Annotated in this window: 10 protein-coding genes; all 10 read left to right on the top strand. The window is 68.8% G+C overall.

Annotation, left to right across the window (positions count from 1 at the left end):
- The first annotated feature begins 53 nt into the window (after positions 1-53).
- Positions 54-554 (top strand): Hcp family type VI secretion system effector, encoded by a 501-nt coding sequence (locus ACO07H_RS04760; RefSeq protein WP_422011681.1) that lies wholly within the window; start codon positions 54-56, stop codon positions 552-554.
- 154 nt (positions 555-708) lie between these two features.
- A complete protein-coding gene (locus tag ACO07H_RS04755; RefSeq protein ID WP_422011680.1) occupies positions 709-1,260 on the top strand; it encodes a hypothetical protein in 552 nt (183 codons plus the stop codon).
- Between the two features lies 1 nt (position 1,261).
- Positions 1,262-2,122, top strand: coding sequence for a hypothetical protein (locus ACO07H_RS04750; protein WP_422011678.1), 861 nt, complete (start codon positions 1,262-1,264; stop codon positions 2,120-2,122).
- 37 nt (positions 2,123-2,159) lie between these two features.
- Complete coding sequence (locus ACO07H_RS04745) at positions 2,160-2,732, top strand: double zinc ribbon domain-containing protein (RefSeq protein ID WP_422011676.1); 573 nt, start codon at positions 2,160-2,162, stop codon at positions 2,730-2,732.
- A complete protein-coding gene (locus ACO07H_RS04740) occupies positions 2,722-3,582 on the top strand; it encodes a type VI secretion system accessory protein TagJ (RefSeq protein WP_422011674.1) in 861 nt (286 codons plus the stop codon). Before ACO07H_RS04745 ends, ACO07H_RS04740 begins: the two co-directional genes overlap by 11 nt.
- Positions 3,582-4,115: a type VI secretion system baseplate subunit TssE gene (gene tssE, locus ACO07H_RS04735; protein ID WP_422011672.1), complete on the top strand. Its 534-nt coding sequence runs from the start codon at positions 3,582-3,584 to the stop codon at positions 4,113-4,115. Before ACO07H_RS04740 ends, tssE begins: the two co-directional genes overlap by 1 nt.
- An 88-nt stretch (positions 4,116-4,203) precedes the next feature.
- Positions 4,204-6,069 carry a type VI secretion system baseplate subunit TssF gene (gene tssF, locus ACO07H_RS04730; RefSeq protein WP_422011670.1) on the top strand — a complete coding sequence of 622 codons (1,866 nt, stop codon included), beginning with the start codon at positions 4,204-4,206 and terminating at the stop codon, positions 6,067-6,069.
- On the top strand, positions 6,066-7,136 hold the full coding sequence (tssG, locus tag ACO07H_RS04725) for a type VI secretion system baseplate subunit TssG (protein WP_422011668.1): 1,071 nt from the start codon (positions 6,066-6,068) through the stop codon (positions 7,134-7,136). Before tssF ends, tssG begins: the two co-directional genes overlap by 4 nt.
- Before the next feature lie 57 nt (positions 7,137-7,193).
- Positions 7,194-9,869 carry a type VI secretion system ATPase TssH gene (gene tssH, locus ACO07H_RS04720; protein ID WP_422011666.1) on the top strand — a complete coding sequence of 892 codons (2,676 nt, stop codon included), beginning with the start codon at positions 7,194-7,196 and terminating at the stop codon, positions 9,867-9,869.
- A 17-nt stretch (positions 9,870-9,886) separates the two neighbouring features.
- Positions 9,887-11,958 (top strand): type VI secretion system Vgr family protein (locus ACO07H_RS04715; RefSeq protein ID WP_422011664.1); only part of this gene is annotated, 2,072 nt, incomplete at its 3' end.

Genomic DNA, 11,958 nt, shown 5'->3' with positions numbered 1-11,958 from the left:
CTTCACCCCCCAACCAACCCGCGCGCGTTTAGACCCCTACAGGAGATATCAACATGGCAGTCAATGCATTCCTCACGTTCTTCGACAAGGCCGATGGCGAGTCCATCCAGAAGGGCAAGGAAAAGTGGATCGAGATCCAGGGCTGGGACTGGGAAGTCGAAGCCGAGACCAGCTGGACCAAGGGCGGCGGCGCTTCCGTCGGCAAGCCCAACCCGGGCAAGATGAACTGGGAGCACTACTTCGACACCTCGTCGACCGTCATCCTGGGCTACATCTGCACCGGCAAAGCCTTCCCCAAGGTCGAGCTGCAGATGATGAAGACCACCGGCTCGGCCACGCCCGAGACGTACTACACGATGACGATGGAAGGCTGCTTCATCACCAAGGTGAACCAGAGCGGCACCGAGGAAGGCTCCGTGGCGCAGAAGATCGAAATGGTCTTCAAGACCGTCAAGATCGAATACAAGCCGCAGGACAACAAGACCGGCAAGCTGGGCGCGCCCAAGACGTACAACTGGGACATCCCGGCCGGCACCGCGTCGCCGTCGGCCTGATACCGGGCGACGTCTTGTCCGAGTACGCATTCCGGGCCGGGCGCCGGGCCGCTCCAAGCCGGCCCGGGCTGGCGATGGGCTGGCGGCGCCATGCCGCAAGCATCGCCGTCCGCTCGCGGAACCGGCTGCCGTACCCGGCGGGCGAGGGGTCCCCATGAGCCGTTCCAACATCTTCATGCAGCTCATCACCGGCGCCGGGCCGGTGGTGGGCGAAGGCCTGCTCGAAGGCTGGGAAGGCTCCGTCGAGATCCTGGAATTCGACTGGGGCATGCATGCGCTGAAGGACCCCAAGGCCAAGAAGAAGAGCGGCCTGGGTGGCCTGGCGAGCGCCGCCGCCTCCATGGCGGGGCTGGGCAAGACGGTCACCATCAAGATGGAGCCGCTGCGCTTCAAGAAGCGCTTCGACGTGGGTTCGTCGCAGTTGCACTTCTGCGTGGACAACCACCTGCCCGTCGTCAGCTGCTCCATCACCGTGCTGCACATCAAGCAGCAGGGGCGCCTCATCCACCAGCCAGGCTTCATCCTGGTGGCCACCCAGGGCTACTTCGAAAGCTGTTCGCTCGATGTCCGCGACGACGGCCTCTCCAAGGAACTGATCGAGACCTACGTGCTGAACTTCAAGCACATCAAGATGACCTACCTGAAGACGCTGGGCAAGGACAACCTGCCCACCGCGCCGTTCTTCCACCCCCCATCGCTGCTCTGAGATGTCGTCCAACACCGGCGCCGATATCTTCCTCATCCTGCTGCGCCCCACGCGGGTGCCGGTGGCCGGGGAAGCCGTGTCCCACCTCTTCCAGGGCCAGGTGCTCATCGAGTCGCTGAGCTGGAACCTGCACAACGAAGAGGAGCGCAAGAACGCAGAAGGCCGCGAAGACGCGTACAACAAGGCCAAATCGCTGGTCGACAAGCGCGGCAGCCTGGAGATCCGCAAGCGCCATGCCCTCCAGGACAGCGAACGCGACCGCAACCGCGCGTTCCAGGAGTACATCAGCGAACGCGACGCCGCCGACGACACCGCCAGCCGCCAGGCGCTGGACCGCCAGTACAAGGTGCGCCGCAAGGAACTGGCCGACGCCCACCAGAGCGCCATGGACGCGGTCAACGGCATCGAGCGCGCCGCCACGCTGACGGCGGACGACATCGAAAGCGCGCAGCGCGAGGCCGAGATCGAGGACGCCGACCGCAACCGCAACTTCGAGTTCACGTTCACCAAGTCGGTCGACATCGCCACCACGCAGATGCTGAACTCGATGAAGGCGGGCGACGTCTTCCCGTCCGGTACGCTGACCATCCACAAGCGTTCGGCCACCGTCATGGACGGCACCTCGCTGGTGTTCACCATCCAGAAGATCCGCCTGCTCGACTACCAGCTGCAGGTCGTGGTGACCGACACGATGACCGAGATGGTGGAAGAGTGGACCTGCGAGTTCGGCTCGCTGGCCTACGTCTACAAGAACCCGCCGTCCCACTACTCGCACGGCAACGCCGTGCAGGCCGGCATCAAGACGATCACGCAGGGCACGGTACGCGCCTTCACGATGAAGAACACCGGGTCCCCGATATGAGTTTCATTGCCACGGCTGTCCACCTCGGGAGTTCGACTTGGCGCTGACCAACTACCGCGACATCAGCACGTCCATGAGCGACGTGTCGGCGGGCTTCCAGTTCGAGTTCTTCTGCGAGAAGTGCGGCGAGACCTCGCGCTCCGCCTTCAAGCCCTACCGCAAGGGCCAGATCACCGGCTGGCTGAACCGCTTCGCGTTCATGTTCTACGACCTGAACAAGGCCGGCCGCGCCACCGGTGCCTTTGCCGAGGCGGGGTCCAGCGGCGCCAAGGGGGACGCGCTGGAGGAAGCGCGGGCCGCCGCCGCGGCGCTCTACGAGCGCTGCGACAGCTGCCGCAAGTGGGTGGGCCGCGAATGCTGGAACAGCAGCACCGGCAGTTGCCGCGAGTGCGCCACCAAGGCGGCGTCCAACACCGCCGACACCAGCGGTTATGGCGCATCCGCCGGCGGCGGCGCCACCTGCCCCAACTGCCAGTCGCCCAGCCATGGCGGGCGCTTCTGCGCTGAATGCGGCTTCGACATGGCCAGCACGCACAAGAGCTGCCCGGCCTGCGGCGTCACCCTCCCGCGGCAAGCCCGCTTCTGCACGGACTGCGGCCATGGCTTCTGAACTGACACCCCAACAAGCCGCCGAGGAGGCCGTCCGCGCCGGCGACCCGCGCACCGCCCTCGCCCGGCTGACCGAGGCCGTGCGCGCCAAGCCGGCCGACGCCAAGCTGCGCACCTTCATGTCGCAGCTGCTCAGCGTGCTGGGCCATTGGGAGCGTGCGCACACGCAGCTCAACGTCGTGGCCGAGATGGACAAGCTGGCCATCCCGATGCGCGAGACCGTGGGCCACGCCATCCGCTGCGAGCTGCTGCGCGCCCAGGTGTTCGCCGGCAAGCGCACGCCGGTCGTGTTCGGCCAGCCCGAGGCCTGGGTGGCGCAGCTGATCGAGTCGCTGAACCAGCAGGCACAGGGCGCCGACCAGCTCGCCGCGGACCTCGCCACCAAGGCTTTCGAGGCCGCGCCCACCAGCGCCGGCACGCTGAACGGCGAGCGCTTCGAATGGCTGGCCGACGCCGATTCGCGCCTGGGCCCCCTCCTGGAGGTCTGCCTGAACGGCCACTACACCTGGGTGCCCTTCCATCACCTGGCCAAGATCCAGTTCGACCCGCCCGAAGACCTGCGCGACTGCGTGTGGATGCCGGCCCAGCTCAGCTTCACCAACGGCGGCACCAGCGTGGCGCTGGTGCCCACCCGCTACCCCGGCTCCGAGAAGAGCGAGGACGGCCTGATCTGCCTGGCGCGCAAGACCGTGTGGGAGCCCGCTCCTGGCGAGGAGCGCTACACCGGCCTGGGCCAGCGCGTGCTGGCGAGCGATGTCGGCGACCACGATCTGATGACCATCCGCGAGATCATCTTCGACGTGCCCGACGCACTCGAAGCGGCACCCGGAGCCGCCGTCGAGGCCGACTGATGGCCCTGGGCGCGCAGGACCGGCTGCAGCCCTCGCTGCTGGACCGGCTCACCGACAACGACGCCGGCTCCCAGGTCGAGTCCGTCGAGGCCCGTGTGCTCAACCGCCGCCAGCTCCGCGAGGCGGTGCTGCGCGACCTGTCCTGGCTGTTCAACGCCGTGTGCCAGGAGCCCGACCCGCGCCAGCGCGACGACCCCGAGCGCGCCGAGCTCTGGGAAAGCGTGCCGCATGCCCGCGACTCGGTGCTGAACTTCGGCATCCTGCCGCTGACCGGCCAGGCGTTCTCGGTGCACAACTTCCCCATCATCGAAGCCCAGGTGCGCCAGTCCATCATCCGCTTCGAGCCGCGGCTGGACCCCGCCTCGGTCGAGGTGCGCATCCTCAACGACATGAGCACCGGCCTGCGCCCGACCAGCCTGCGCCTGACCATCAAGGGCCAGATGTGGAACCAGCCCGTGCCACTGGAGCTGGTGCTGAACGCCGACGTGGATGTCGACACTGGCCAGGCGGCCGTGCGCGACATGCGGGCCTGAAACTGCCTGCCATCGGGTTGCGGGGAACCAACCGGCACCGACCGCCACTTACCCTGGGGTGCAAGGCGCCCGAGAATGCGCCTCGCCCATGGACCCCCGCCTCCTTCGCTACTACAACCAGGAACTGCGCTACCTCCGCGAGATGGGGGGCGAGTTCGCACGCGAGTTCCCCAAGATCGCCGGCCGGCTGGGCATGGAAGGCCTGGAGGTCGCCGACCCCTATGTCGAGCGCCTGCTGGAAGGGGCGGCCTTCCTGGCCGCACGCGTACAGCTCAAGCAGGACGCCGAGTTCCCGCAGCTCGCTCAAGCGTTGCTGGACATGGTCAGCCCCAACCTCGGCGCGCCGCTGCCGTCCATGCTGGTGGCCCAGCTCACGCCGGGCAGCGACCCCAACCTGATCGCCGGCTTCACGCTGCCGCGGGGCAGCGCGCTGATGGGCCCGCGCACCGCGCTGGGGCCCACGCGCTGCGAGTTCCGCACCGCCCAGCCGGTCACGCTGACGCCCATCAAGGTGGCGCAGGTCGAGTACTTCCTCAGCGCCACCGACATCCCGATGAGCAGCCTGCCGCTGCGCAAGCGTCCCGGCAGCGGCGTGCGCGTCAGGCTGGAGCTGCCTGCGGGCCTGCGCTTCGCGCAGCTGCCGCTGAACAGCCTGCGCTTCTTCATGGGTGGGCTGCAGGACGTGGCGCTCAAGCTGCACGAGCTGCTCACCTGCCGCTGCGTGGGCGTGCTCGCCGGCACCGGCGGGCGCGACGCGCAGCGCGTGTTCCTCGGCCCCAGCCATGTGCGGCATGCCGGCCTGGCCGACGACGAGGCCATGCTGCCCGTCACGCTGCGCGGCCTGTCCGGCACGCGGCTGATGCAGGAGTACTTCGCCTTCCCGCAGCGCTTCCTGTTCGTGGACGTGGGCGGCCTGGCGCAGGCGTTTGCCCGTGCGCCGGGCAACAGCTTCGAGCTGGTGTTCCTGTTCGACCGGCATGACCCGTCGCTGGAGGGCAGCGGCGAGCCCGCCAACTTCTCGCTGAACTGCGTGCCGGCCGTCAACCTGTTCGAGCGCCGCGCCGAGCGCATCAAGGTGGACGACAGCAGCACCGCCTTCCAGGTCATCCCGGACCGGCTCGCGGGCAACGACTTCGAGGTCTTCGACGTTTCCACCGTCACGGGCTTCTCCAGCGAGACCGACGAGCTGCAGTTCCTGCCGCTGTTCGACGTGCCCCATGCCGACCCGGCCGGCGCCGCAGGCTTCTTCAGCTGCCAGCGCGAGCCGCGCCTCAAGAGCGACCGCAGCAAGCGCGAAGGCCCGCGTTCGGCCTACGTCGGCTCCGAAGTCTTCCTGTCGCTGGTGGACCTGCAGCGCGCACCCTACCGCCGCGAGCTGCGCCAGCTGGGCGCCGAGGTGCGCTGCACCAACCGCGACCTGCCGCTGTTCATGCCCAGCGGCAACGGCCAGAACGCGCTGACGCTGGAGACCCGTGCACCGGTGCAGGGCGTGAGCATCGTCGCCGGCCCGTCCAGGCCCGTGGGTGCGGCGCGCGAAGGCGCGCTGGCCTGGCGGCTGCTGTCGCTGCTGTCGCTGAACTACCTGTCGCTGGTCAACGAGGACCCGACGCGCGGCGCGCTGGCGCTGCGCGAACTGGTGGGCGTGTTCGCACAGGGCGCGCCACCGGCGCTGCAGCGCCAGATCGAGGGCCTGCGCGACGTGCGCGTGACACCCGTGGTGCGCCGCCATCCGATGCCCGGGCCCATCGCCTTCGGCCGCGGGCTGGAGGTGCAGCTGACGGTCGACGAGCTGTCGTTCGAGGGCGGCAGCGCCACGCTGCTCGGCGCGGTGCTGCACCACTACTTCAGCCGCCACGTGTCGATGAACAGCTTCGTGCAGACGCTGCTGGTCTCGCGCACGCGCGGCGAACTCAAACGGTGGGCGCCGCTGGCCGGCGCCCGCACACTGCTGTGACACCCGAACCTGGCGCCGACGACGCCGCCGCGCTGCTGCAGGCGCTGACGGAGCGGCCCGGCCGGTTCGACCTGTTCCAGGCGCTGCGCCGGCTGGAAGCCGCCCACGCCGACAAGCCTCGCCTGGGCGACGCGTCGCGGCCGGGCGACGAGCCGATCCGCTTCGCCGGCGAACCGGCGCTCAACTTCCCGCCCACGCCCATCATCCGCATGGAGGCCAACCCGCACGGGCCGCCGCGCATGGTGCAGCGCGTGCTGGGCCTGTTCGGGCCCAACGGCGCGCTGCCGACCCACCTGACCGAGTACGCCCGCGAGCGGTTGATGCACCACGGCGACCGCACGTTCGCGGCCTTCGTGGACATGCTGCTGCACCGCTTCGGCCTGCTGTTCTACCGCGCCTGGGCGCGCGCCAACCCGGTGGTGGGCATGGCCCGTGGCCGCGAGGCCCCCATCGTGCGCCACGTCGGCGCGCTGATCGGCCTGGCCGAGCCCTCGCAGCGCGAGCGCGACGCGCTGGGCGACTTCCCCAAGCTCTTCTTCGCCGGCCGCCTGGCCCGCTCGGCGCGCGACGCCGACGGGCTGCAGTCCTGGATCAGCCTGCACTTCGGCGTGCCGGTGCTGGTGCAGCAGTTCGCCGGGCACTGGATGCCGCTGGACGTGGAGGAGCGCACCCACCTGACCCGCTTCGGCGCGCCCGCGCTGGGCCGAGGCGCGGTGCTGGGCCGCAGCGTCTGGGACGTGCAGCACAAGTTCCGCATCGTCATCGGCCCGCTGAGCTGGCCGGCCTTCCGCGCGCTGCTGCCCGGCGGCACGCAGCTGGAGGCGCTGCAGGCCATGGTGCGCCAGTACGTCGGCGGCGAGTTCACGTGGGACGTGCAGCTGCGCCTGAAGCCCGACGAGGTGCCGCTGTGCCCGCTGGGCCGGCGGCCCGGCATCGGCATGCTGGGGCGCAGCGCCTGGCTGAACTCGCGCCGCCCCCGCAAGCGGGCGGACCAGCTCATCATGAATGTCGAGAGCATCTGCCGCACGCCGCTGAAGGCCTCGCTGGCGCCCGCGCATCTGGATTGAGCCGGTTGCGGAACTGAACCGTGCCCTCGTGCCACCAAGCACCGAGGAGAACCGGAAATGACAGACATCAGCCGCCAAGCCCTGTTCGGCAAGCTCAACCCGCTGGCCTACAAATCCATCGAGGGCGCCACCGTCTTCTGCAAGCTCAGGGGCAACCCCTATGTGGAGCTGGTCCACTGGCTCACGCAGCTGCTGGAGAACAACGAGTCCGACGTGAGCGCCATCGTGCGCCACTACGGCCTGGACGCCGCCGCCCTCGCTCGTGACGTGACGACCGCGCTGGACCGCCTGCCGCGCGGCTCGACCGCGATCAGCGACTTCTCGGAGCACATCACGCACGCCATCCAGCAAGGCTGGGTCTACGCGACGCTGATGTACGGCGACGCCCAGGTGCGCAGCGGCCACCTGCTGCTGGCGCTGCTCTCCACGCGCTCGCTGCGTGAGGCGCTGTTCGGCATCTCGCGCCAGTTCGAGAAGATCAAGGCCGACGATCTGGCCGACAAGCTGCAGAGCCTGGTCGGCAAGACCGGCGAGGCGGGCCTGGGTGCCACCGACGGCAGCGCGCTGAACGGCGCCCAGCCCGGCCAGGCCGAAGGCGCGATGGCGCCGGCCGCCATGGGCCGCCAGGAGGCGCTGAAGAAGTTCACCGTCGACCTGACCGAGAAGGCCCGCAAGGGCGAGATCGACCCGGTCACGGGCCGCGACGACGAGATCCGCCAGATCGTCGACATCCTGATGCGCCGCCGCCAGAACAACCCGCTGCTGACCGGCGAGGCCGGCGTCGGCAAGACGGCCGTGGTGGAAGGCTTCGCGCTGCGCCTGGCGCGCGGCGACGTGCCGCCGCCCATGCAGGGCGTGACGCTGCTGACGCTGGACATCGGCCTGCTGCAGGCGGGCGCGTCCATGAAGGGCGAGTTCGAGCAGCGCCTGCGCCAGGTCATCGACGAGGTGCAGGGCAGCCCGACGCCCATCATCCTGTTCATCGACGAGATCCACACGCTGGTGGGCGCCGGTGGCGCGGCCGGCACCGGCGACGCCGCCAACCTGCTGAAGCCGGCGCTGGCGCGCGGCAACCTGCGCACCGTGGGCGCGACGACCTGGGCCGAGTACAAGAAGTACATCGAGAAGGACCCGGCGCTGACCCGGCGCTTCCAGACCGTGCAGGTCGAGGAGCCGGACGAGAAGAAGGCCATCCTGATGCTGCGCGGCGTGGCCACCGTGCTCGAAAAGCACCACAAGGTGCAGCTGCTGGACGAGGCCATCGAGTCCGCCGTCAAGCTGTCGCACCGCTACATCCCGGCCCGCCAGCTGCCCGACAAGGCCGTCAGCCTGCTGGACACCGCCTGCGCCCGCGTGGCCGTCAGCCAGCATGCGATGCCGGCCGAGGTGGAGGACTGCAAGCGCCGCATCGAGTCGCTGGAGATCGAGCAGGGCATCATCGGCCGCGAGGCCCAGGTGGGCGTGCACATCGGCGACCGCGGTGTCTCGGTGGAAGAAAAGCTCGCCAACGAGCGCTCCCGGCTGGCCACGCTCGAAGCGCGCTGGCAGCAGGAGAAGGACGTTGTCGCCAGGATCCTGGACCTGCGCGCCAAGCTGCGCGGCGACGGCCAACCCGTCGACGAGGCCGCCTCTGCCCAGCCCGACCGCGACGCGCTGCTCGCCGAGATGCATGCCGCGCAGGCCCAGCTCGCCGAGCTGCAGGGCGATGCGCCGCTGATCCTGCCGTCGGTGGACGCTCAGGCCGTGGCCAGCGTCGTCGCCGACTGGACCGGCATCCCCGTCGGCCGCATGGTCAAGAACGAGCTGGAAGCCGTGCTGCGCCTGGGCGCCACGCTGGGCCAGCGCGTCATCGGCCAGCAGCATGGGCTGGACATGATCGCCCGGCGCATCCAGACCTCGCGCGCCAAGCTCGACAACCCGAACAAGCCCATCGGCGTGTTCATGCTGTGCGGCACCTCCGGCGTCGGCAAGACGGAGACGGCGCTGGCGCTGGCCGAGTCGCTGTACGGCGGCGAGCAGAACGTCATCACCATCAACATGAGCGAGTACCAGGAGTCGCACACCGTCTCCACGCTCAAGGGCGCGCCTCCGGGCTACGTGGGCTACGGCGAGGGCGGCGTGCTGACCGAGGCGGTGCGCCGCCGGCCCTACAGCGTCGTGCTGCTGGACGAGGTGGAGAAGGCCCACCCCGACGTGCACGAGCTGTTCTTCCAGGTCTTCGACAAGGGCTGGATGGAAGACGGCGAAGGCCGGATGATCGACTTCAAGAACACCATCATCTTGCTGACCAGCAACGTGGGTTCCGAGCTCATCATGAACATGTGCCGCGACCCCGAGCTGCTGCCCGACCCCGAGTCGCTGGCGACCGCCCTGACCGAGCCGCTGCAGAAGGTGTTCCCGCCGGCGCTGCTGGGCCGCATCGTCACCATCCCCTACTACCCGCTCTCCGACGAGATGCTGGCGCGCATCGTGCGGCTGCAGCTGGGCCGCATCGTCAAGCGCGTGGCCGAGAACCACCGCATCCCGTTCGAGTACAGCGACGAAGCGGTGGCACTCATCGTCAAGCGCTGCAACAACGCGGAGTCGGGCGGCCGCATCATCGACGCCATCCTGACCAACACCGTGCTGCCCAAGGTCTCCATCGAGTACCTGTCGCGCACCGCGTCGGGCCAGCCGCTGCAGCGCGTGGGCCTGGGCGTGGCGGACGGTGACTTCAGCTACGCCTTCGACTGACCGGCACAGAGGCTTCCATGAGTGCACTGCTCGGGGGTAGCGCCCACGTCATGTCGATCACCGTCGGCGGTGACGACGACAAGTTCAAGGTGCTGCGCGTCGATGGCAGCGAGCGCCTGAACCGCCTGCCCCAGTACACGGTCGACGTGGTGGGCAACCACTCCCTGCTCACGGGCCGCGAGCGCGTGGACATCCACGGCCTGCTGGGGAAGAAGGCGCACATCACGTTCGACGTGCATGGCAGCAAGCGGCACATCGACGGCTACGTCATCAAGGTCCAGCGCGGCGAGCGCCACGGCCGCTACGACCGCTACGACCTGGTCGTCCAGCCGTGGCTGTGGTTCGCGAGCCGCAGCCGGAACTCGCGCGTGTTCCAGAACAAGACGGTCAAGGAGATCGTCAGCGAGGTGCTCACCGACTACAGCAGCGACTACGACTGGAAGCTGGAGAAGGCCGCCGACCTGCCGACGCTGGAGTACTGCCTCCAGTACGAAGAGAGCGACCTGGACTTCGTCAGCCGGCTGCTCGAAGAGTACGGCGTGTACTACTTCTTCGAGCACAGCGCCACGGCGCACACGCTGGTCATGGTGGACGCCATCAGCCAGCACAGCAGCCGCGACAGCGCCGAACCGGTGGCCTGGTCGAACAAGTTCGACGGCGACCATTGCATGACCGAATGGCACACCGTCGAGGAGGCGCGCTCGGTCAAGGCCGTGGTGCGCGACTACGACTACCTGGCGTCGGCCACCGAGATCGAGGCCACCCACGCCGGCCCGTCAGCCGGCGCCAAGCTGGGCGAGGCGGAGATCTACCAGTTCCCCGCCAAGGCGGTGCTGAACCAGACGGTGGCGACGAGCAAGAGCGCGTCCACCGCAGCCGCCGCCGTCGCCAAGCGGCTGGTCGAGGCCGCGCAGTCGATGCAGAAGCTGCACACCGGCACGACCAATGCCTACGACATGGTCTGCGGCACGACCTTCAAGCTCAGCGACGCGCCGCTGGCCAGCGAGAACACCGAGTACCTGATCGTCGGTTGCGATTTCCGCGCCGAGTACGGCGACCACGAAGCCATCTCCGACATCAAGTCCATCAAGCGGCGGCGCGACGGCTTCGAAGGCCACGTCATCGCGCTGAACACCACCAGCGGCGTGTTCCGCCCGGACCGCAGCACGCCGCGCCCGCGCATGTACGGGCCGCAGATCGCCACCGTGGTGGGCGCTTCGGGCAACGAGATCGAGACCGACGTCAACGGCCGCATCAAGATCCAGTTCCCGTGGGACCGCAAGGGCGAGAAGAACGAGAACAGCTCCTGCTGGGTGCGCGTCGCGCAGCCCTGGGCCGGCAAGAAGATGGGCCTGTGGATGCTGCCGCGCGTGGGCCACGAGGTGGTGGTGAGCTTCATCGGCGGCGACCCCGACCGTCCGCTGGTCACCGGCTCCGTGCACAACGACGCCAACCCGCCGCCGCACGAACTGCCCGCGCACGCCGACGTGGCCACGTGGATCAGCCACTCCACCAAGGACGGCGCCGAGGACGCCAACCACGAGCTGCGCTTCTGCGACACCAAAGGCAGCGAGCACGTCTGGTTCCAGTCCCAGAAGGACTTCTACCGCCACGTCAAGGGCGACACCTTCGACCACCTGGCGATGAACGAGTCGCGCAAGGTCGTCAAGACCGTCAAGGAAGCGGTGGGCGAGAACTGGTACCTCAACGTCGGCAAGGACGTGAAGCACGACCTGGGCAAGGACTTCCACACCACGGTGGCCGGCGACGTCTTCACCACCGGCGGCGCCTCCTGGCAGATCGAGCTCGCCACCGACTACAGCCTCAAGGTCGGCGCCGACCTGAGCATCGACGTGACCGGCAAGACGGCGCTCAAGTCCGCCGGTGACGTGAACGTGCAGACCGACGGCGCGATCAACCTCAAGTCGACGGGCAACCTGGTCGGCCAGGCCACGGGCAAGGTGTCGCTCAAGTCCGCGGCCGACGTGCTGATGGAAGGCATCAACGTCAAGGCCAAGGGCAGTGCCGAGATCGTGCTGGAGGCGACGGCGGGCATCAAGATCGTCTGCGGCGCTTCCGTCATCACGCT

Origin of the sequence: Roseateles sp., from assembly GCF_965229315.1 — a bacterium.
Lineage (GTDB): Bacteria > Pseudomonadota > Gammaproteobacteria > Burkholderiales > Burkholderiaceae_C > Pelomonas.
Note: the sequence above shows the minus strand (reverse complement) of the source record. Positions and strands in the feature narration are given on the sequence as shown.